Source organism: Cellulomonas iranensis NBRC 101100 = JCM 18110 (assembly GCF_001552375.1).
In the GTDB taxonomy this organism is placed as follows: domain Bacteria; phylum Actinomycetota; class Actinomycetes; order Actinomycetales; family Cellulomonadaceae; genus Cellulomonas; species Cellulomonas iranensis.
Map to the genome: position 1 here is coordinate 1 of NZ_BCRB01000070.1, position 21,010 is coordinate 21,010.

Genomic DNA, 21,010 nt, shown 5'->3' on the forward strand with positions numbered 1-21,010 from the left:
GGTGGGCGGGTGGGCCTGGCGGGGTCGACGACGGTCGGAGGCCCGGTCTCGATCGAACCGTTTCGACGTCGTCGTCGGGTCCTTCGCGCAGCCATCGTGGTCGAAGTCCTGCTCAGGGACAAGCCCCGATCGTCTGATCTGCGTGTCTTGCCTCACATACCGGACCTGCCCTAGATTCGCCAAGGCGATATGAATCGAACCGCTTCGACGCCGTGGCGGGACGCCGGGTCACCGAGGACCCGGCGTCGCGACCGTCCCGCCGTCCCGTGCACGTCCGTTTCCACGAGGGAGTGAAGGACGCTGATGAAGACCACCACCTCCACCGCACGCCTCGGCGACGTCGAGGTCCGCCGCCGCTCGTTCCTCGGGCTGGTCGCCGCCGGCGCCGCCGTGGTAGGCGTGCCGTCGCTGCTCACGGCGTGCAGCACCGACGCGCCGCCCGCCGCCGCGCCCGGGGCCACGCCCTCGGCCGACGTGCTCCCGAAGTACGTCCCCGTCGACTACGTCGCGCCCGACTACCCGAGCGTCAACGGCTCGACGCCCGGCTACGAGACCCTGCCTGCCGAGCTCGTGCAGTCGGTGCCCGAGCCCCCGGGCGCGGGGTCCTCGTTCACGGCCATGACCCCGCTGTGGGGCACGATCCCGCCCACCAAGGGCAACCAGTACTACGAGGCGGTCAACGGCCTGCTCGGCTCGACCATCGCGTTCCAGATCACCGACGGGAACGTCTACGGCGACAAGCTCGCGACCGTGCTCGCGTCGGCCAAGGACGTGCCGGACTGGGTCAGCGTCCCGTCCTGGAACATCCCGCCGCGCTTCGGGTCCGAGATCGTGCCGAACCTCTTCCAGGACCTCACGGACTTCCTCGGCGGCGACAAGGTCGAGCAGTACCCGAACCTCGCCAACATCCCGACCGACGCCTGGAAGTTCTGCGTCTTCAACGGCCGCCTGTACGGCCTGCCGTTCCCGGGCGAGATCATCACCGACGCGATCTTCTACCGCAAGGACGTGCTCGACGAGCTCGGCATCACGCCGTCCGTCAGCAACGGCCAGGACCTGCTCGACCTCGCCAAGGAGCTCACGGGCGGCAACCGGTGGGGCGCCGAGGACCTGTGGAACACCGCGGCGATCATCCACGGCGTGCCGCCCAGGTGGATCCTCGAGGGCGACAGGCTCGTGCACCGCGTCGAGACCGAGCAGTACCGCGCGGCGCTCGCGTGGAACGCCGAGCTCTTCGCGAGCGGCGCGGTCCACCCCGACGCGGTCGCCGACCAGGCCGGCGAGGCCAAGACCCGGTTCCAGTCCGGCCAGTCGCTCATCATGAACGACGGCCTCGGCGGCTGGCACGAGGCGCTGCGCGACAACCTCGCGAGCAACCCGGCGTTCTGGCAGCAGCCGCTCGACCCGTTCGCGGCCGACGGCGGCACGCCCGTGCTGTGGAAGGGCAACCCCGCCAACATCTTCTCGTTCCTCAAGAAGAGCGACGACGAGGCCCGCATCACCGAGCTGCTCGCGATCGCCAACGTGCTCGCGGCGCCGTTCGGCACCACCGAGTTCGACGTCATCAACAACGGCGTCGAGGGCGTGCACTACGAGCGCGGCGCCGACGGCCTGCCCGTGCCCACCCCGCTCGCGGCCACCGAGATGCAGCCCACCTACATGTTCCTGGTCGACCCGCCCATCGCGAACGCGCGCGTGCAGTACCCCGGGTACGTCAAGGCGTCCTCGGAGTGGCAGACCAAGGCGGCGGAGTTCATCACCGAGCCGCTGTTCTACGCGCAGCAGATCGTCGAGCCCGTGCAGTACGCGTCGATCGGGCAGCCGTTCGTCGACCTCGAGAAGGACATCTCGCGCGGGCGCAAGTCGCTCGACGACCTCGACGCGGCCGTCGACACGTGGCGGGCGTCCGGCGGCGAGGAGCTGCGGACGTTCTACCAGGAGATCCTGGACGCGCGGTGACGAGCCCCGGTCAGGTCGTCCGTCGCGGCGCGGGTCGGCGCGCCGCGGCACCGGACCCGGTCGCGGAGGGGGCGGGTGCGCCCGCCCCCTCCCGCCCGGCGAAGGTGCCCGTCCGCAAGGTCCCGCTGCGCACGCGGCTGCGTCGCGACGGCGCGCTGCTCGTCATGGTGCTGCCCGCGGTCACGCTGCTCGCGGTCTTCGCGTACGTGCCGATGCTCGGCAACGTCATCGCGTGGCAGAGCTACTCGCCGTACGTCGGGTTCCTGCGCAGCCCGTTCGTCGGGTGGGCGAACTTCGAGCGCGTGTTCTCCAACCCGCTGTTCCTCGACGCGGTGCAGAACACGCTCGTCATCACGGCGTTCCAGCTCGTGTTCTTCTTCCCCGTGCCGATCGTGCTCGCGCTGCTGCTCAACAGCGTCGTCACGCCGCGCGTCCGGACGACCATCCAGTCGATCGTCTACCTGCCGCACTTCTTCTCGTGGGTGCTGGTCGTGACGATCTTCCAGCAGATCTTCGGCGGTGCAGGGCTGGTCAACCAGACGCTGCGCGGCGCGGGGCTCGGGTCGGGCTTCGACCTCATGACCAACCCCGACACGTTCCTCGTGCTCATCACGATGCAATCGGTCTGGAAGGACGCGGGCTGGGGGATCATCATCTTCCTCGCCGCGCTGTCGACCGTGTCGCCCGAGCAGTACGAGGCGGCGGCGGTCGACGGCGCCAACCGGTGGCGGCGCATGTGGCACGTCACGCTGCCCGCGCTGCGGCCCGTCATCATCCTGCTGCTGATCCTGCGCCTGGGCGACGCGCTCACGGTCGGGTTCGAGCAGCTCATCCTGCAGCGCGGGGCCGTCGGCGCGGACGTCGCCGAGGTCATCGACACGTACGTCTACTACCAGGGCGTCATCTACGGCGACTGGAGCTTCGCGGCCGCGGCGGGCCTGATCAAGGGCGTCGTCAGCCTCGCGCTCGTGCTCGGGGCCAACAAGCTCGCCCACGTGTTCGGCGAGTCGGGGGTGTATCGCAGGTCATGACCACGCAGAGCGGAACGACACCGGAGATCGACACCGACGTCGCGCTGATCCCGCGCGACCTCGCGGCCGACGCGGCGGGCCGTCCCCGCCGCCCGCGCCGCTCGCGGCACCGCCCGGCCTGGGAGGAGCCGCCCGGCAAGGTCGGCGCGGCCGTCAAGTTCGTCGTGCTGGCGGGCGTCGTGCTGGCGGTCGTGTTCCCGCTGTGGACGGTCGTCGTCACGAGCCTGTCGACGCAGGCCGAGACCATCCGCGCGGGCGGCCTCGTCGTGGTGCCGGGCGAGCTGACGCTCAACGCCTACAAGCAGATCCTGTCCGGCGGCGTCGTGACGCGCGCGGCGCTCGTGAGCATCGGCATCACGGCGGTCGGCACCGTGATCTCGACGATCGTGTCCGTGCTCGCGGCGTACGGGCTCTCGCGGCCCTCGTCGCTGTGGCACCGCCCGATCCTGTTCGTCTTCCTCATCACGATGTTCTTCGGCGCGGGCCTGATCCCCACGTACCTCGTGGTGAGCGGCCTCGGGCTCGTCGACTCGTACTGGGCGCTGATCCTGCCGGGTGCGGTGTCGGCGTTCAACGTGCTGATCCTGCGCAACTTCTTCATGGGTCTCGAGCCGGCGATCCTCGACGCCGCGCGCATCGACGGCGCGGGGGACTGGCGGATCCTGGGCCGGGTCGTGCTGCCGATGTCGCGCGCGGTGGTCGCAGTCATCGCGCTGTTCTACGGCGTCGGGTACTGGAACGCGTTCTTCAACGCGATCCTCTACATCAACGACAACGCCAAGTGGCCGCTGCAGCTCGTGCTGCGGTCGTACGTGCTGCAGGGCGTGACGCTGCCCGGCTCGGGCGTGGGGCAGGTCGACGTCGCGACGGGGGCCGTGACGGGTCTGCCCGTGAAGATGGCGGTCATGGTGCTGGCGATCGTGCCGATCCTCGTCGTCTACCCGTTCGTCCAGCGGCACTTCACCAAGGGCGTCATCTTCGGTGCGATCAAGGGCTGACGCGGTGCCCGTCCCCCGCCGCGGCGCCGCGGCGCCCGGCTCAGCGCACGGGGGCGACGGTGCTCGCGCGCTCGACGAGCATCGGTGCGATCAGCCGGGTCTCGGCGGGCTCGTCGCGCTCGACGCGCGCCATCGCCATCTCGACCGCGACCTTGCCGATGGTGTGCGCCGGGATGTCGACGTTCGTCAGCGGCAGGGCCTGGCCGACCGCCACGTCGGGCGGGCACACGGCGACGACCGAGACGTCGTCGGGCACGTGCCGCCCGCGCTCGCGGAGCGTCGCCAGCACCCAGGGCAGCGCGACCTCGTTGTGGACGACGAGCGCGGTGACGTCGGGCAGCGCGGCGAGCACGCGGTCGACCGCGGCGACGGCGCCCGCCATCGAGGACTCGCACGGCTCGACCAGACCGGTGAGGCCCGCCTCGGCGGCGCCGCGCGTGAAGCCGCGGATCATGCGCTCGGCGTACGACGTGTGGCGGTCGAGGACCGCCTGCGGCGACCCCAGCAGCGCGACCTGCCGGTGACCGAGCCGCGCGAGGTGCCGCACCGCGAGGTGCCCGGCGGCCTCGAAGTCGAGGTCGACGCACGACAGGCCCTCGGGGTCGCGCGGCAGCCCGATGAGCACGGCGGGCTGGCTGAGGCCCGCGAGCACGGGCACGCGCGGGTCGTCGGCCTCGATGTCCATCATGACGAGGGCGTCGACCATGGACCCGTTCGCGACGCGCTCCATGCCGGCGATCTCGTCGGCGGTGAGCAGGAGCACGTCGTGGTCGAACGTGCGGGCGGCGGTGACGACGCCGGTGACGAACTGCATGATGACGGAGACGTTGACGTCGACGCGCAGCGGCGCCATGAGGGCGAGGACGTCGGTGCGGCTCGACGCGAGGGCGCGGGCGCCCGCGTGCGGGCGGTACCCGAGGTCGCGGATCGCGCGCTCGACGCGTTGCCGCGTCGGCGCGGAGATCGGGCGCTTGCCCGACAGCACGTAGGACACGGTGGAGGTCGACACGCCCGCCGCGCGTGCCACGTCGTCGATCGTCGTCGCCATGTCGCTCCGTTCGTCACGCGCTGCGGGCCGGTCCCGTGCCGCGCGGTCCGTGTCCCGCGCCCGCACCCCGAGGTGCGGCACACCCTAGCGCGGGCCCCGGGGCCGGCCGAGGAGTCGGCCGGGCCGGGGCGGGGGCGGCGCGTCGCCGCATCGGCGCGCAAGCGCTTCGCCTGGCACCTGGTCGGGCGTCCGGCTCGAGCGTGCGGCACCGGCCTGCGTCGACATCGATATCGACGCACTACGCTGGCGAAGCGCTTCGACGCTTCCCGTCGACGCCGCCGTGACGAGAGGGTGAGGGCATGACCGGGTCGGACGGGAGCGGCGGCACGCCCACGCTCGCCGCACTCACGGACGAGGTCGGGCTGCTGTACGGCGCCGACTGGAACCCCGAGCAGTGGCACCCGGACGTCTGGCGCGAGGACGTGGCCCTCATGCGCGCCGCGGGGGTCAACCTCGTCACGGTCGGCGTCTTCTCGTGGGCCAGCCTCGAGCCGCGCCCCGGGCGGTTCGAGCTCGACTGGCTCGACCGCGTCGTCGACCTCGCGCACGACCACGGCGTCCTCGTCGACCTCGCGACCCCCACCGCGTCGCCGCCGCCCTGGCTGGGCGTGCTCTGGCCGAGCGCACGCGCGGTGACCGCCGACGGCGTGCGGATGTCGCACGGCTCGCGCAACCACTTCTGCCCGTCCTCGCCGCACTACCGCGAGCGCGCGCTCGCGGTGACCCGCGTGCTCGCCGAGCGCTACGGCGCCCACCCGGGCGTGCGCATGTGGCACGTCGGCAACGAGTACGGCCAGGTCTGCTGGTGCGAGCACTGCGCGCACGAGTACCGCGCGTGGCTGCGCGCGCGCCACGGCAGCCTCGACGAGCTCAACCGCGCGTGGGGGACCGCGTTCTGGAGCCAGCGGTACGACGAGTGGGGTCAGGTGATCCCGCCGCGCGCAGCGCCGTACCTGGTCAACCCGACCCAGGCGCTCGACCACCGCCGGTTCGCGTCCGACCAGCTGCTCGCGCTCTACCTCGAGCAGCGCGACGTCGTCCGGGAGCACGCGCCGGGCGTCCCGGTGACGACCAACCTCATGGGCTTCCACCACCCGACCGACTACCGGCGGTGGGCACCCCACCTCGACGTCGTCGCCGACGACGTCTACGGCGACCCCGCCGACCCGTCCGACGTGGTGCGCGTCGCGCTGACGCACGACCTCGCACGCGGCCTCGCCGGCGGCGCGCCGTGGCTGGTCATGGAGCAGGCCGCGGGAGCGGTGAACTGGCGGCCGCACAACGTGCCCAAGACCTCGGCGCAGCTGCGGCTCGACTCGCTGCGCGCGGTCGCGCGCGGCGCCGACGGGTCGTGCTTCTTCCAGTGGCGTGCGTCGACGGCCGGCGCCGAGCGGTACCACTCGGCCCTCGTGCCGCACGCCGGCCCCGACACCGCCCTGCACCGCGCGGTCGTCGCGCACGGTGCCGAGCTCGCGCGCCTGCGCCGGGTCGTCGGCACGCGCGTGACCGCGCGCGTCGCGCTCGTGTTCGACTGGCCGAGCTGGTGGGCCGCCGAGGAGCCGGCGTCCCCGTCGCAGCGGCTGCGCGCGCTGCCCCAGGTGCTCGCGTACTACCGGCCGCTGTGGGAAGACGGCGTCGCGGTCGACGTCGTGGGTCCCGACGCCGACCTGGACGCCTACGACCTGGTCGTCGCGCCGCAGCTGCACCTGGTCGAGGACGCGGACGTCGCGGGGCTGCGGCGGGTCGTCGAGCGCGGCGGCGTGCTGCTGCTCGGGCCGTTCTCGGGCGTCGTCGACCGCGACGCGCACGTGCGCACCGGCAGGTTCCCCGTGCCGTTCGCCGACCTCGTCGGCGGCTCCGGCGAGGAGTGGGTGCCGCTGCCGGACGCGGGCGTCGACCTGCGCTCCGACCTGCTGGGCGACGTGCGCGTGCACGACTGGGCGGAGCGCGTGCGCGTCGACGACGGCGAGGCCGTCGCGGCCGTCGTCGGCGGCGACCTCGACGGCTGCGCCGCGGTCGTGCGCCGCCGCCACCCGGGCGGCGGGCAGGGCTGGTACGTCGGCGCGCTGCTGCCCCCGGACGCGCTCGCGGGCGTCGTGCGGGCGTGCCTGGACGCCGCCGGCGTCGCCGGGCCCGCGGGCGTGCGCGCCGCCGCCGACGTCGAGGTCGTGCGCCGCGGCGACGTCACCTTCTGCCTCAACGCGGCCGACCGGCCGCGGACCGTGCACCTGACCGGCACCGCCGACGGGTGGCACGACCTGCTCACCGGCGCCGACGTCGCCGGTGACGTGCCGCTCGCGCCGCACGGCGTCCTGGCCCTGATCGAGAGGACCCCATGAAGTTCACCGACGGCTACTGGCAGCTGCTGCCCGGGGTGACCGAGCTGCGTCCCCGCCAGGTCGACGACGTGGTCGCGACCGACGACACGCTCACGGTCTACGCGTCGACCGCGCCGATCACCACGCGCGGCGACACGCTCAACCGCCCGCTCGTCACCGTCACGCTGCACTCGCCCATGGACGGCGTGGTCGGCGTGACGATCGAGCACTTCCAGGGCGGCCTCGAGCGCGGTCCCCGGTTCGAGCTGCACCGCGACGCGGGCGACGTGAAGATCGCGACGCCCGACCTCACGGGGCAGGCCGTCGCGACGCTGCGCTCGGGACAGCTCGAGGCGCGCGTCGCGACCGCGGGCGACTGGTCGGTCGAGTTCGTCGACGTCGCGGACGGCCGCGTGCTCACGGCGTCGACGCCGCGCAGCGTGGGCGTCCTGACCGACGCGGACGGCCGGCACTTCGTGCGCGAGCAGCTGACCATGGGGGTCGGCGAGCACGTCTACGGCCTGGGGGAGCGGTTCGGCGCGCTCGTGAAGAACGGCCAGACGGTCGACATCTGGAACGCCGACGGCGGCACCGCGAGCGACCAGGCGTACAAGAACGTGCCGTTCTACCTGTCGTCGGCCGGGTACGGGGTGTTCGTCGACCAGCCCGAGCGCGTCTCGTTCGAGATCGGCACCGAGGTCGTGTCGCGCGCGCAGTTCTCGGTCGAGGGGCAGTCGCTCACGTACTACGTCGTCGCGGGCCCCACGCCCAAGGACGTGCTGCGCCGCTACACGGCGCTCACGGGCCGCCCGGCGCGCGTGCCGGACTGGTCGTACGGGCTGTGGCTGTCGACGTCGTTCACGACCAGCTACGACGAGGCGACGGTCACGCACTTCGTCGACGGCATGGCCGAGCGCGACCTGCCGCTGAGCGTCTTCCACTTCGACTGCTTCTGGATGCGGCAGTTCCACTGGAGCGACTTCATCTGGGACCCCGCGACGTTCCCCGACCCCGAGGGCATGCTGCGCCGCCTCAAGGAGCGCGGCCTGCGCATCTGCGTGTGGATCAACCCGTACGTCGCGCAGCGCTCGGTGCTGTTCGCCGAGGGCAAGGAGCGCGGGTTCCTCGTGAAGAACCCCGACGGGTCGGTGTGGCAGTGGAACATGTGGCAGGCCGGCATGGGTCTGGTCGACTTCACGAACCCCGACGCCGTCGCGTGGTACCAGGACAAGCTGCGCGGGCTGCTCGCGCAGGGCGTCGACTGCTTCAAGACCGACTTCGGCGAGCGGATCCCGACCGACGTCGTGTGGCACGACGGGTCGGACCCGCAGCGCATGCACAACTACTACACGCACCTGTACAACCGGAGCGTGTTCGAGCTGCTCGAGGCCGAGCGGGGCACGGGCGAGGCGGTGCTGTTCGCGCGGTCCGCGACGGCGGGCGGTCAGCAGTACCCCGTGCACTGGGGCGGCGACTGCGAGTCGACGTTCGTGTCGATGGCGGAGTCGCTGCGCGGCGGGCTGTCGCTCGCGCTGTCGGGCTTCGGGTTCTGGAGCCACGACATCGGCGGGTTCGAGGGCGTGCCGGACGCCGCGGTGTTCAAGCGCTGGCTGCCGTTCGGCCTGCTGTCGTCGCACAGCCGGCTGCACGGCTCGGACTCCTACCGCGTGCCGTGGGCGTTCGACGACGAGGCGGTGGACGTGACCCGGCGGTTCACGCGCCTGAAGATGTCGCTCATGCCGTACCTCGCGCAGGCCGGGCGGGTCGCGCACGAGGAGGGGCTGCCGGTCATGCGCCCGATGGTGCTGGAGTTCCCGGAGGACCGCGGCGCGGCGACGGTGGACACGCAGTACATGCTGGGCGACGCGCTGCTGGTGGCGCCCGTGTTCTCGGCGGCGGGCGACGTCGACGTGTACGTGCCCGAGGGCACGTGGACGTCGTGGCTGACGGGGGAGCGGGTCACGGGGCCGCGCTGGGTGCGCGAGCGCCACGGGTTCGACTCGGTGCCGCTGTACGTGCGGCCGGGCACGGTGCTGCCGGTCGGCGCGCACGACGACCGGCCCGACCGTGACCACGCGGACGGCGTGACGCTGCACCTCGTGGAGCTGCCCGACGGTCACCGGTCGACGACGCGGGTGCCGAGCGGCGACGGCGAGGCGGTGTTCACGGTGCGGCGCACGGGTGCGGAGGTGCGGGTGCGGGCCGTGGGCGCGCCGGGGGCGTGGGCCGTGCAGCCGTTCGGTCGCGACCGCGTCGAGGTGCCGGCGGGGGTCGACGAGGTCGTCGTCGCGGTGTGAGGCGCCGCGGCCGTCCCGGTCCCGAGGGGGCCGGGGCGGTCCGCGCGAGCCCGGGGTGCGGGAGCGGTCCCACGCCCTGTATCGTATCGATTCGACCCGCGCGGCGCCGCTGCCCCGCGGACTCGGCGAGCGGTCCGTCAGGGCCGCCGAGCAGCACCCACTCACCGCTCCCGGAGGGCATGTCATGACCAGCACCACGCGGCCGTCCGGCCGCACGTTCCCGGCCGACTTCCTCTGGGGGTCGGCGACCGCGTCGTACCAGATCGAGGGTGCCGCGGCCGAGGACGGTCGCACGCCGTCCATCTGGGACACGTTCTCGAAGACGCCCGGCAAGGTCCTCAACGGCGACACCGGCGACGTCGCGGTCGACCACTACCACCGCGTCCCGCAGGACGTCGCGATCATGTCCGACCTCGGGCTGCAGGCGTACCGGTTCTCGATCTCGTGGTCGCGCGTGCTCCCGCAGGGCACCGGCGAGGTCAACCAGGCCGGCCTCGACTTCTACTCCGACCTCGTCGACCGCCTGCTCGCCGCGGGCATCAAGCCCGTCGTGACGCTCTACCACTGGGACCTGCCGCAGACGCTCGAGGACGCGGGCGGCTGGACCAACCGCGCCACCGCCGAGGCCTTCGCCGAGTACGCCCGCGTCGTCGCGCGCGCCCTGGGCGACCGCATCCACCTCTGGACGACCCTCAACGAGCCCTGGTGCTCGTCGTTCCTCGGCTACGGCTCGGGCGTCCACGCGCCCGGCGTGACCGACCCCGCCGCCGCGCTCGCGGCCGTGCACCACCTCAACCTCGCGCACGGGCTCGCCGCGCGCGTCATCCGCGACGAGCTCGGTCCGGCCACGCCCGTGTCGATCACGCTCAACCTGCACGTGACGCGCGCCGCGTCCGACGCGCCGCAGGACGTCGAGGCCAAGCGCCGCATCGACACGATCGCCAACGAGGTCTTCCTCGGCCCGCTCCTCGAGGGCGCGTACCCCGAGCGCGTGTTCGCCGACACCGCGGCGATCAGCGACTGGTCCTTCGTGCAGGAGGGCGACCTCGAGCTCATCCGGGTCCCGATCGACCTGCTCGGCGTCAACTACTACTCGACCGGCCGCGTGCAGCACGGCACGCCGCCCGTCGGCGACGGCACGCCCGGCCCCGACGGGCACCGCTCGTCGGTCGTCAGCCCGTGGGTCGGCGCAGACCAGGTCGAGTGGCTCCCGCAGCCCGGCCCGCACACCGCGATGGGCTGGAACATCGAGCCGCAGGGCCTCGTCGACCTGCTGATCGAGCTCCACGACCGCTACCCGGGCCTGCCGCTGGCCATCACGGAGAACGGTGCCGCGTTCTACGACACCGTGACGCAGGACGGCCGCGTGCACGACGTCGAGCGCGTCGCCTACCTGCACGACCACGTCGACGCCGTCGGCGAGGCCATGGACAAGGGCGTCGACGTGCGCGGCTACTTCGTGTGGTCGCTCTTCGACAACTTCGAGTGGGCCTACGGCTACGACCGCCGCTTCGGCGTCGTGCACGTCGACTACGACACCCAGGTCCGGACCGTGAAGGACTCGGCGCGCTGGTACCGCGAGCTCGTCCGGACCGGCACGATCCCGACGCCGGAGTCCGCCGCGACGCTCTGACACGACCCGCACCCCCGACGGCCGGTGCCCCGCTCGCACGAGCGCGGCACCGGCCGTCCGCGTTGGTGCGCGGGCCCGGCCGTGCGTGAGGATGGACCCGTGCCCCGGTCCCGTCCTTCGTCGCGTCGCCCCTACGGGGCCGAGCACGTGCCGCTCGACGTCGACCGCGCGACCGGAGGGCGGCGCTCCGAGTCCGGCCCCGACGGCGAGTGGACCGTGCAGCGCGTGCGTGGGTCCGACCGGGAGTACCGCTGCCCGGGGTGCGACCAGCTGGTCGCAGCCGGCACGCCCCACGTCGTCGCCTGGCGCACCGACGACTGGCGCGGCGCCGGTGTCGACGAGCGCCGGCACTGGCACGCCGCGTGCTGGGACGCGCGCGGTCGGCGCGGGCCGACGCGCCGGTGAGCCGCGTCCCCGGCCCCGTCGCGCCGCACGACCCGGCGTGGCGCGGCCACGCCGCCGCCGACGCCCGGTCCGCCGACGCCCCGGCCCCCGACGTCCGGCTGGTCGCCACCGACCTCGACGGCACGCTCCTCGCGCCCGACGGGACCGTCTCGCCCCGCACGGCCGCCGCGCTCGCGGACGCCGAGGCGGCCGGGCTCGACGTCGTCTTCGTGACGGCACGGCCGCACCGCTGGCTCACCGAGCTGCAGGCCCACGTGGCCGGCCACGGCGTCGCGATCTGCGCCAACGGCGCCTCCGTCGTCGACGTCGCGGGCCTGCGGGTCCTGGAGGAGCACGGCATGGACCGCGCGCGCGTGGCGGCGCTCGCGGCACGCCTGCGGGACGCGTGGGGGCCCGACGCGGTGCACCTCGCCGTCGAGAGCGCCGAGGGCTTCGCCGCCGAGCACGGGTTCGTCTCGACGCACGACGTGCCGCCCGGCTCGCGCACGGCGGCACGCATCGAGGACGTCCTGCCCGCCACCACGCTCAAGGTCCTGCTGCAGGCGACCGGGCGGACCGCCGAGGTCGACGCGTTCGTCGCCGAGGCGCAGCGCGCCGTGGGCGACCTCGCGCACGTGTCGTCGTCGGCGACCGTGCCGCTCGGCGAGATCGCCGCACCCGGCGTCACCAAGGCCGCGACGCTCGCGGCGTGGGCCGCGCGGCGCGGTGTCGCGCCGTCCCAGGTGTGGGCCGTCGGCGACGCCCCGAACGACCTGCCGATGCTGCGCTGGGCCGGGCGGTCGTTCGCCGTCGCGAACGCGCTGCCGGCCGTCCTCGCGGCCGTCGACGCGACGCTGCCGTCCAACGCCGACGACGGCGTGGCGGTGCTGCTCGAGCGTGCGGCGGCGCTCGCCCGGGCGCGCGACCTGCGGGGTCGCGGCTAGGGTCGACGACGTCCGTCGTCGACCACGAAGGAGGGCGCATGCCCGCGACCCCGATCGTCCTGCTCCACGCGTTCCCGCTGGACCACCGGCTCTGGGACGACGTCGCCGCCGGGCTGCGCGGCGACCGGACCGTGATCGCCCCCGACCTCCCCGTCCCGTCGGAGCTCGCGCTGCCCGAGCCGTCGCTCGACGCGGTCGCCGACCGCGTGGCCGACCTGGTGCGCGACGCGGGCGGCCGCGCGCTCGTCGCGGGGCTCTCGATGGGCGGCTACGTCGCGCTCGCGCTGCTCGAGCGGCACCCCGACGTCGTCGCGGGCCTCGCCCTGGTGGACACGAAGTCCACGGCCGACACGCCTGACGCGGCCGAGAACCGGCACCGCGTGGCCGACGACGTCGAGGCCGCCGGGACCGTCGCACCCGTGCGGGGCTCCGTCGCGACGCTGCTGGGGGAGAGCACGCGGGCCGCGCGTCCCGAGGTCGTCGAGCGCGTCACGGGCTGGGTCGAGGAGCAGGACCCCGCACGCGTCGCGTGGTGCCAGCGCGCGATGGCGGCGCGCCCCGACCGCACCGAGGTGCTGCGCGCGTTCACCGGGCCCGTCTCCGTGGTCGTCGGCGACGAGGACGCGGTCACGGGCGCCGACGCGGCAGAGCACATGGCGAAGGCGGCCGCGCAGGCCACGCTCGTCGTCGTGCCCCGCGCCGGGCACCTCTCCGCGGTCGAGGACCCGGCGGCCGTCACGACCGCGCTGCGCGAGCTCGCGCAGCGCGTGGACGCCGCCGACGCCTGACCCTGCGACGACGCGGCGTCGCCGGGTCGATGTCGTCGGGGCGTCGGCAGCGGTCAGGCGCCGCCGGCGAGGACGCGCGCGAGCGCGTCGGGCAGGTCGATGGACTCGCCGTCCTTGCCGCCGGCGCCGATGACGAGCGGCGGGTCCTGCGGGGTCGGTCGCACGCCGCGGAACCGCGCGACCACCGACGACGGCGCCGTCAGGACGTAGAACGCGCCGTCCGTGTCGATGCCGACCGTCTCGTCGCGGCGCAGGTACCAGCCGGTCAGCGGGGTCCGGTAGCGCGCGCGGCCGTCGTACGAGCGCACGTGCAGCGGCACCGGGGCGAGCCCCGCGGCACGCGCGTCCGTGAGGAACTGCGCGATGTGCGCGCGGGCCCGGTCGGACTCCGCGCGCTGCCGCGCGGCCAGGGCGTCGGCGTGCGCGGCGGCCGCCTCGCGGCGTCCCGCCCGCCAGCGCGCGGTCGCGTCGTCGTGCGGGTCGGGGGGCGCGGCGTCCGCGGGCCGTCCGTTCCCGGACGGCCCGCTCGTGGGCGGCTGCTCGTTGCTCATGGCGACGTGGACCCGCCGGTCAGCGGGCCGCGGCGTCCTTCGCGCCGTCCGCCGACGCGCCCTGCGGCGCCGCGGCGTCCGCGGGCGAGTCGCTCGCGGTCGCGTCCGACGGCTCCTCGGCCGGCTCCGCGTCGGCCGCCGCCGGGGACGGGACGACGGGGACGGCCGCCGACACCGGGGCCGGCCGCGCCTTGGTGGGACGCGTGGCCTTCGCGGCCGGCTTGGCCGCGCGCGCCGGCGCCGCGTCGCCCTGCGTGCCGCGCGTCGTGCCGGCGCCCTCGGCGTCGGTGCCCGCGGCTCCGCCGCGTGCCTTGCCCTGCGCCTGGTCCTTCTCGAACCGCTCCTCGATGCGCCCGGCCTTCTCGAGCGCCGCGCGGTCGGGGTTGGTGCCGAGCAGGTTGCGCAGCTCGTCGAGGTAGGACGTGATCGACTCGCGCTGCCGGTTGAGGTCCTCGACCTGGCGGGTCGCGGTCGTGCGCTCGCGCTCCGACTCCGTCATGGCGTCGGAGATCTGCTTCTCGGCGTGCTCGCGGGCCTCGGCGACCACGCGGTCGGCGTTGCGGCGCGCGTTCGACAGCAGCTCGGCGGCCTGCTTCTCGGCGTCGGTGCGGACCTTCTCGGCGTGCGCGAGGGCCTTGGCGACGCGCTCCTCGGCCTCCTGCGCGTGCGACTCGGCGTCGGCGACGAGCCGCTCGGTCTCGACGCGGGCCGCCTCGTGACGGTCGGCGTCCTGCTTCTCGGCCGCCTCGTGCTGCGCGGCGATCGCGAGCTCGGCGTCGGCGAGCTGCTGCTCGGCGCGGTGCACGAGCTCACCGGCACGCGTCCGGGCCTCGGTGGTCGCCTCGGTGATCGCGCGCCGCGCCTCGGTCTGCAGCCGCTCGACCTCGAGGCGCGTGCGCTCGCGCAGCTCGGTGGTCTCCCGCTCGGCCGCGGCCCGCGCCTCGGCGGTCTCGCGCTCGGTGGTCGAGCGCAGCTCGTCGGTCTCGCGCTGCGCGGTCTCGCGCAGGTGCGCGACCTCGTGGCCCGTGCGCTCGCGCAGCTCGGTGGTCTCGCGGTCGGCCAGCGCGCGCAGCTGGCTGGCGTACTGCTCGGACTCGGTGCGCAGCGTCGCGACGGCGTCCTCCGCCTCGGCGCGTGCCTGGGCGATCTCGTCCGACGTCGACGCGCGGAGCTCGCCGGCCTCGCGCTCGGCGGTCGCGCGCACGTAGGCGGCGTACTGCTCGGCCTCGGTGCGCAGCGCCGCGACCTCCGCCGCGACGCGCTGCTGGAGCGCGGTCGCGTCGCGGTCCGCGGCCGCGCGGGTCGCGTCGGCGTACTCGGCCGCGGCGGCGCGCAGCGCCGTGGTCTCCTCGGCGGCGGACTGCCGCCACGCGGCGACCTCGGCGTTGACCTCCGAGCGCACACGTGCCGCGTACCGGTCGGCCTCGCCGCGCAGCGCGGCCACCTCGGCCTCGACGCGCTGCCGCAGCTCCGTGGTCTCCTGGTCGGCGCTCTGCCGCAGGTCCTGCGCGTACCGCTCGGTCTCCTCGCGCAGCGCGGTCGTCTCGGCCTCGGTGCGGCTGCGCAGCTCGGTGGCCGTGCGCTCGGTCGCGATCCGCAGCTGCGTCGCCTCGTGCTCGACCCGCGCCCGCAGCGTGCCGAGCTCCCGCTCGAGCGACGTGCGGCGCTCGCTCTCCTCGGTCGCGACGGCGCTCTGGATGCGCGCGGCCTCGCGCTCGGCGCTCCCGACCAGCTCCTCGGCGCGGCGCTGGGCCGCGGCCACCGAGCTCTCGGCCTCGGCGTGCGCCGCGGTCCGGACCTCCTCGGCCTCGCGGCGCGCGGTCGCGAGCAGCTCGGCGACCTCGTTCTCCGCGCGGGCGCGCAGCTGGCCGGCGGCGAGCTTCGCGCGGGCGAGGGCGTCGGCGGCCTGCGCGTTCGCCTGCGTCATGACGTCGGAGGACTGCTCCTCCGCCGAGCGCAGCAGCTGCTCGATCCGCGACCCGAGACCCGAGTAGGTGGGCCGCTCGGCCTCCCGCAGCTGGCGGTGCGCCTCGGAGAGCTCGCCCGCGACGCGCAGCTTCTCGGCGTCGAGCGCCTCGACCTGGGCACGCGCCTCCGCCAGCGCCTGCTCGAGCGAGGCGACGGACTCGTCGACCGCGTCGCGGTCGTAGCCGCGGAAGCTGACGACGGGGAACGGGTTCCGGGCTTCGGGCACGAGGGATCCTCCTGGGACGGGGGCCCGGCGGGCGGGGTGGCCGAGGGAGTCCTCGGCGCGCCGGTGCCCCGCAAGGATACGCGGCGGGCACGCCCTGACCAGGGTGCTGCGGTCCCGGGGCGCACCCGGGAAGGACGCTCGTCCAGGAGTCGACGCGCAGGTCGCGCGGCCACGGCCCGTCGGCGACGGGTGCGGCGCGCGCCGTCCGGTGCGATGTGGACGTCGCGTGCGCACCGCGTCGGGGTCGTGGGCGGGAGCGGCGCCGGATCCGCCCCGGTTCGGCCCGTGGCGCCGGGTCCGCCTATCCTGGATCGTTCGTCTGCGGAGAGGACTGTGCGTGCTCAAGCGACTCGTGATCGCCTTCGTGGGGCTCGTGGGCGCCGTCGTGATCGCGCTCGGCGTGGCCTCGGCGACGCTGTGGCGTGCCGACGACGTGCTCGTCGCCGACCTGCGGGCCGACGCGCCGATCGTCGTGACGGAGCCCGGCGTGCTCGAGCTCGCCGCGTCCGAGGTGACGGTCCGGGTCGAGGCCGACGGCCCCGTGGTGCTCGCGGTCGGGCGCGACACCGACGTCGACGGGTGGGTGGGCGACGACGCGCACCAGCGGGTCACCGGCCTGGCCGGCTGGCACGAGCTCGCGGCCGAGGACGTCGCGGCCCCGGCGCCCGAAGCGACCCCGGAGGGTGAGGCGACGCCCGAGGGAGAGGCGCCCGCCGACGGTGAGGCGACGCCCGAGGGTGAGGCGCCCGCGGACGGCGAGGCTGCCCCCGCGGAGGGCGAGGCCGCCCCGGAGGGCGAGGCCACGGCCGACGCGCAGGCGACCACCGGGGAACCGGCCGCCGCGGCCGCCGTGCCGAACCCGTCGGGCTCGGACATGTGGGTGGTCGAGGCGTCGGGCGACGGCGAGGCCGAGCTGACGTGGGCCCGGCAGCCGGGGCGCTGGACCGTGCTCGCCGTGAGCACCGACGGCTCCGCCCCTCGCGTGTCGCTCGCGTGGCCCCAGGAGGTCACGACGCCGTGGCTGTGGCCCGCCGTGGGCGTCGGCTCGCTGCTGGTCGTGCTGGCCGCGGCCCTGCTGGTGCGTGACCTGCGCCGGGCGCGCCGTGGTCCCGAGGCCGACTGGACCCCGGTGCTGACGGGCCCGCTGCCGACGGTCGGCGCCGACGGCGCGCCCGTCCAGCTGACGCGGCGGCAGCTGCGCGAGCTCGCCGCGCACGGCGCGCTCGCCGACTCCGGTGTCGCCGCGCCGCGCGACGAGACGCCCCGGCACGACGAGACGCCCCCGCGGCCCGACGGCGCGCCCGCCGCACCGACGTCGTCCGCGCCCACCGGCGCCGAGGACGCCGCGGCCGGCCGTCGCGCGCGTCGCTCCGGCGCGGCACCGGACGACGCGTCCCGCCCCGAGGGCTCCACGCAGGTGCGGCCCGTCCCGGAGGGGCCCGTCCCCGATGGTCCGCCGTCGGTCGCGCAGGGCCCCGGCCTGGCGGCGCTCCGGCCCGACGACGCGCGGCACCGCGGGCCCGCCGGTGACCCGGTCCGCGGCCCGGATGGCCCCGAGACGTCCCCGACGACGCCAGGACCGGCGTGGCTGAGCCGCGCCCCGAAGCCGTCGCCGGGCGTGGGCCCGTCGAGCACCGCACCCTCGGCGCCCGTCGCGGGCGGTGACGTCGCGCGCGAGGCGCGGACCAGCGGTCGTCCGGACTCCGCACCCGGCGCCGGCGCGGCGGCGGACGCCCGGCGGGCGGCACCGGGCACGCCGGCGGCCCCGACGGCGCAGGACCCGCACGGCACGGCACGGCAGACGGCGCACGGTGCGTCGCACGGCACGGCGCGTCCCGGCTGGGCTCCCGTGCCGCCGCCCCCGGGGGCCGTGGTCGGCCGTGCGGACGGGCCCGACGCGGGCGGGCGCGCACCCGACTCGCGGGCGCCCCGGACGCCGACCGGCCCCGGGGGGGCCGAGGAGCGCGCGGGGGAGACGTCCGGCGCTGCTGCCCCGCGACCCGCCTGGCTGCGCGACGCGCCGACGCCCCCCGGGCCGCGTGCCGCGGGTCGTGACGCCGCGGGTGCCGACCCGGCGGCCTCGCGCGCCGACGCCTGGCGTCGCGCGTGGGGGCTGCCGCCGCTGCCGACCGACGACGACTCCCCGGAGGAGGGCCGATGACCGCCACACGTGTCCACGCGCGGACGACCGCGCCCCGACGAGCGACCGTCCGGGGCCTCGTCCTGGCCGCCGTCCCGCTCGCCGTGCTCGCGGGCTGCGCGACGCCGCTGCCGCAGGCGACGCCCGAGCCGGTCCCGGCCGTACCGCCGCCGGCCGTGTCGGTCGCCCAGTCCCAGCGCGTGCTCGACGCGGTCGCCGAGGTCGTGGCCGCGGGTGACGTCGCGAACGACCCGGCCGGCCTGCCGGCGCGCCTCGAGGGCCCGGCGCTCGCCATCCGCACGGCGGAGTACGTCCGGAACGCCGCGACGGAGGGTGGCCGCCCGCCCACGGTGCTGCCGTTCGAGGAGCAGGCGCTGATCGTGCCGGAGACGGACGCGTGGCCGCGCACCCAGCTCGTCGTCACCGAGCAGCCCGACGACCTGCAGGCGCCGCGCATCCTCGTGCTGCGGCAGGACGGTCCGCGCGACCCGTACCGCATGTGGGGGTGGGCGCGGCTCCTCCCGGGCGTGACGATGCCGCCGACGGCCGCGCCGGAGGTCGGCAGCCCGACGCTCGCGCCCGACGCCGAGGGGCTGCTGATGACCCCGGCCGAGTCGCTGACGCAGTACACCGACGTCCTCACCCACGGCGACGCGTCGTCCTTCGCGGGGTCGTTCGCGCCCGACGCGTTCCGGACGGCGGTCGAGTCCGAGCGCGCCGAGCGTGCCACGCCGCTGGGCGACGCGGCCACGCTGACGCAGTCGTACCAGGCGGGCGCGGAGCCGGTCGTCGCGCTGCAGACCGTCGACGGCGGCGCGATCGTGGTCGGCGAGCTGTCGACGACCACGACGTTCGCGCTGACGGAGCCCGGGGGCAAGATCGACGTCGAGCCGTTCTACTCGCGGCTGGCGGGTGGCGCGACGACCGCGGGCACCAGCCTGACCCGGGTCTTCGGCGGGGTCGTGGTCATGTACGTGCCGCCGGCCGGCAGTGGCGCGCAGGTGCAGGTCCTCGCGGGTGAGCAGGCGGTCACGGGAGCGTCGGTGCAGTGACGCGACGTCCCCGGGGCCCGGTGTGCCGGACCCCGGGCCGAGCGGGCAGAATCGCTCCCGGTGCCGTGACGCGTGCAGCGTCCGCCGGTGCCGCCGCAGGACAGCGAGTGACCACGAGACCGAGGAGCACCTGATGTCGCAGCCGTCGCAGCAGCCCCGACCCCGGCTGGATGCGCGAGGAGCCGTCGACCTGTCCGCCCTGGCGCGGCCGGCGACGCCGCCCCCGGGCAGCCCCGGCGGACTCCCGGTGCCGACGGCCTACGTGCGCGACGTCGACGAGGCGGCGTTCCCCGAGGTCGTGCAGTCGTCGACGCAGCACCCCGTGGTCGTGGTGCTGTGGGCCGCGTGGAGCGAGGTCAGCCAGCAGGTCGCGGCCGAGCTGTCGACGCTCGCGGCGGAGGACGGCGGCCGGTGGCTGCTGGCGCGGATCGACGCCGAGGCCAACCCGCAGGTGGCCGCGGCGTTCCAGGCACAGTCGGTGCCGACGGTGGTCGCGGTGCTGGGCGGGCAGCCCGTGCCGCTGTTCCAGGGTGCGCACCCGCGCGAGCAGGTGCGGGGCGTGCTCGACCAGCTGCTGGCGGCGGCGGAGGCCAACGGCATCACCGGGCGGGTCGCTCCGGGGGAGGCCGCGCCCGAGCAGCCCGACCCCGAGCCGACCCTGCCTCCGCTGCACCAGGCCGCGTACGAGGCGATCGAGCGCGACGACCTGCCGGCCGCGCGCGCCGCCTACGAGCAGGCGCTCCGGGAGAACCCCCGCGACGCGATGGCACGTGCCGGCCTCGCGCAGGTCGGCCTGATGGAGCGCACGGCGGGGCTCGACCAGCGCACCGTGCGCGAGGCGGCGGCCGCTGCGCCCGACGACGTCGACGCGCAGCTCGCGGTGGCCGACGTCGACCTGTTCGCCGGCGCCGTCGAGGACGCGTTCGCGCGCCTGGTCGACGTGGTGCGGCGCACGACGGGTGACGAGCGCGAGCGGGTGCGGGTGCGGCTCGTCGACCTCTTCGAGGTGGTCGGCACGGACGACCCCCGCGTGGTCGCGGCGCGTCGCGCGCTCGCGTCGGCCCTGTACTGAGCGTTCGGAGTGCTGAGCGTCCGGACCCTCGGTCGCCGGAGCCGGGCGTGCGTCGCAGCGGGGTGCGCCGCTCGACCCTCCTCGCGTCGAGCGGGTGCTGCCGGTCCCGAGGCCGCGTGCCGCGCCTCGTTGTGACGGCCGATGACCGACGTCGACCCCCGAAAGCCCAGGTCAGAGGGCTCTTCGGGGGTCGACTTGCATCCTGGCGCGAGTGTGCGTAACTTTCTCCAGGCCGCCCGGCAGGGAGGAACGGACACCGAGCAGGACTCGGTGGTCGGTCCCCCGGGTAGGCACCCCGGACCACATCTCGTCGAGGCACTTCTGTGCCCGGCGGCGACGGACACCGGGTGGATCGAGAGGGACTGACGATCCGGTAAGGTCTTCCAGGCGCCGAACCCCACGGGGTGAGGCCAGGACGAATCCGATCCGGGTCCCAGGACCTCGGTGACCGGTCGACGACAGCGACAAGCTGAAGTTGACAGGGAGCAAGCGATCAGATAAGTTTGAACGGTTGCCTCCGAGCAGAACCCGACAGGGTGAGCGGGATGCGCGTCTGTTCCTTGAGAACTCAACAGTGTGCCAAGTAGTCGATGCCATGTAA

15 protein-coding genes are annotated in these 21,010 nt (G+C 75.2%); 12 read left to right on the forward strand and 3 right to left on the reverse strand.

The annotated features are described in order from the left end of the window. Nucleotides 1-303: 303 nt before the first annotated feature. The 3 genes from CS2_RS13620 to CS2_RS13630 are packed head-to-tail and all read left to right on the forward strand — an operon-like array spanning nucleotide 304 to nucleotide 3,988. Complete coding sequence (locus CS2_RS13620; RefSeq protein WP_070320400.1) at nucleotides 304-1,959, forward strand: extracellular solute-binding protein; 1,656 nt, start codon at nucleotides 304-306, stop codon at nucleotides 1,957-1,959. After that, nucleotides 1,956-2,990, forward strand: coding sequence for an ABC transporter permease (locus CS2_RS13625; RefSeq protein ID WP_070320401.1), 1,035 nt, complete (start codon nucleotides 1,956-1,958; stop codon nucleotides 2,988-2,990). The genes CS2_RS13620 and CS2_RS13625 overlap by 4 nt, the downstream gene beginning before the upstream one ends. After that, entirely contained in the window at nucleotides 2,987-3,988 is a 1,002-nt protein-coding gene (locus CS2_RS13630) for a carbohydrate ABC transporter permease (protein ID WP_046527800.1), read from the forward strand. Before CS2_RS13625 ends, CS2_RS13630 begins: the two co-directional genes overlap by 4 nt. A gap of 40 nt (nucleotides 3,989-4,028) precedes the next feature. Here the strand turns inward: CS2_RS13630 and CS2_RS13635 are convergent, their stop codons facing one another. Then, complete coding sequence (locus tag CS2_RS13635) at nucleotides 4,029-5,036, reverse strand: LacI family DNA-binding transcriptional regulator (protein ID WP_070320402.1); 1,008 nt, start codon at nucleotides 5,034-5,036, stop codon at nucleotides 4,029-4,031. Between the two features lie 299 nt (nucleotides 5,037-5,335). Between CS2_RS13635 and CS2_RS13640 the strand changes: the two genes are divergently transcribed. The 6 genes from CS2_RS13640 (at nucleotide 5,336) to CS2_RS13665 (ending at nucleotide 13,400) form a co-directional block, all read left to right on the forward strand. After that, nucleotides 5,336-7,375 carry a beta-galactosidase gene (locus tag CS2_RS13640; RefSeq protein WP_070320403.1) on the forward strand — a complete coding sequence of 680 codons (2,040 nt, stop codon included), beginning with the start codon at nucleotides 5,336-5,338 and terminating at the stop codon, nucleotides 7,373-7,375. After that, complete coding sequence (gene yicI / locus CS2_RS13645) at nucleotides 7,372-9,651, forward strand: alpha-xylosidase (RefSeq protein ID WP_070320404.1); 2,280 nt, start codon at nucleotides 7,372-7,374, stop codon at nucleotides 9,649-9,651. The genes CS2_RS13640 and yicI overlap by 4 nt, the downstream gene beginning before the upstream one ends. 184 nt (nucleotides 9,652-9,835) lie before the next feature. After that, complete coding sequence (locus CS2_RS13650) at nucleotides 9,836-11,284, forward strand: GH1 family beta-glucosidase (protein WP_070320405.1); 1,449 nt, start codon at nucleotides 9,836-9,838, stop codon at nucleotides 11,282-11,284. Between the two features lie 99 nt (nucleotides 11,285-11,383). Continuing rightward, a complete protein-coding gene (locus tag CS2_RS13655) occupies nucleotides 11,384-11,689 on the forward strand; it encodes an Rv1322 family protein (protein ID WP_082740230.1) in 306 nt (101 codons plus the stop codon). After that, nucleotides 11,686-12,612, forward strand: a complete 927-nt coding sequence (locus CS2_RS13660; protein ID WP_082740232.1) for an HAD family hydrolase — start codon at nucleotides 11,686-11,688, stop codon at nucleotides 12,610-12,612. Before CS2_RS13655 ends, CS2_RS13660 begins: the two co-directional genes overlap by 4 nt. A 38-nt stretch (nucleotides 12,613-12,650) precedes the next feature. Further along, the gene (locus CS2_RS13665; RefSeq protein WP_046527806.1) at nucleotides 12,651-13,400 is read left to right on the forward strand and encodes an alpha/beta fold hydrolase; all 750 of its coding nucleotides are present in this window, start codon (nucleotides 12,651-12,653) and stop codon (nucleotides 13,398-13,400) included. A 53-nt stretch (nucleotides 13,401-13,453) separates the two neighbouring features. On the opposite strand, the gene CS2_RS13670 is transcribed toward CS2_RS13665, so the two are convergent. Then, the gene (locus CS2_RS13670) at nucleotides 13,454-13,951 is read right to left on the reverse strand and encodes a hypothetical protein (protein WP_070320406.1); all 498 of its coding nucleotides are present in this window, start codon (nucleotides 13,949-13,951) and stop codon (nucleotides 13,454-13,456) included. Between the two features lie 19 nt (nucleotides 13,952-13,970). Continuing rightward, entirely contained in the window at nucleotides 13,971-16,145 is a 2,175-nt protein-coding gene (locus CS2_RS13675; protein ID WP_082740231.1) for a coiled-coil domain-containing protein, read from the reverse strand. A gap of 337 nt (nucleotides 16,146-16,482) precedes the next feature. Between CS2_RS13675 and CS2_RS13680 the strand changes: the two genes are divergently transcribed. The 3 genes from CS2_RS13680 to CS2_RS13690 all read left to right on the forward strand — a co-directional run bounded on the left by CS2_RS13680 (nucleotide 16,483) and on the right by CS2_RS13690 (nucleotide 20,409). After that, the gene (locus CS2_RS13680) at nucleotides 16,483-18,306 is read left to right on the forward strand and encodes a hypothetical protein (RefSeq protein ID WP_070320407.1); all 1,824 of its coding nucleotides are present in this window, start codon (nucleotides 16,483-16,485) and stop codon (nucleotides 18,304-18,306) included. Further along, nucleotides 18,303-19,337, forward strand: coding sequence for a DUF8094 domain-containing protein (locus CS2_RS13685; protein WP_070320408.1), 1,035 nt, complete (start codon nucleotides 18,303-18,305; stop codon nucleotides 19,335-19,337). Before CS2_RS13680 ends, CS2_RS13685 begins: the two co-directional genes overlap by 4 nt. A 133-nt stretch (nucleotides 19,338-19,470) precedes the next feature. Next, nucleotides 19,471-20,409, forward strand: a complete 939-nt coding sequence (locus CS2_RS13690; protein WP_070320409.1) for a tetratricopeptide repeat protein — start codon at nucleotides 19,471-19,473, stop codon at nucleotides 20,407-20,409. Nucleotides 20,410-21,010 lie beyond the last annotated feature (601 nt).

Excerpts from the sequence above, each read along its gene's own strand:
- CS2_RS13685 (WP_070320408.1), top strand. The coding sequence starts at position 18,303 with ATGACCGCCACACGTGTCCACGCGCGGACGACCGCGCCCCGACGAGCG.
- CS2_RS13665 (WP_046527806.1), top strand. The coding sequence starts at position 12,651 with ATGCCCGCGACCCCGATCGTCCTGCTCCACGCGTTCCCGCTGGACCAC.
- CS2_RS13690 (WP_070320409.1), top strand. The coding sequence starts at position 19,471 with ATGTCGCAGCCGTCGCAGCAGCCCCGACCCCGGCTGGATGCGCGAGGA.
- CS2_RS13635 (WP_070320402.1), bottom strand. The coding sequence starts at position 5,036 with ATGGCGACGACGATCGACGACGTGGCACGCGCGGCGGGCGTGTCGACC.
- CS2_RS13640 (WP_070320403.1), top strand. The coding sequence starts at position 5,336 with ATGACCGGGTCGGACGGGAGCGGCGGCACGCCCACGCTCGCCGCACTC.
- CS2_RS13620 (WP_070320400.1), top strand. The coding sequence starts at position 304 with ATGAAGACCACCACCTCCACCGCACGCCTCGGCGACGTCGAGGTCCGC.
- yicI (WP_070320404.1), top strand. The coding sequence starts at position 7,372 with ATGAAGTTCACCGACGGCTACTGGCAGCTGCTGCCCGGGGTGACCGAG.
- CS2_RS13650 (WP_070320405.1), top strand. The coding sequence starts at position 9,836 with ATGACCAGCACCACGCGGCCGTCCGGCCGCACGTTCCCGGCCGACTTC.
- CS2_RS13630 (WP_046527800.1), top strand. The coding sequence starts at position 2,987 with ATGACCACGCAGAGCGGAACGACACCGGAGATCGACACCGACGTCGCG.
- CS2_RS13670 (WP_070320406.1), bottom strand. The coding sequence starts at position 13,951 with ATGAGCAACGAGCAGCCGCCCACGAGCGGGCCGTCCGGGAACGGACGG.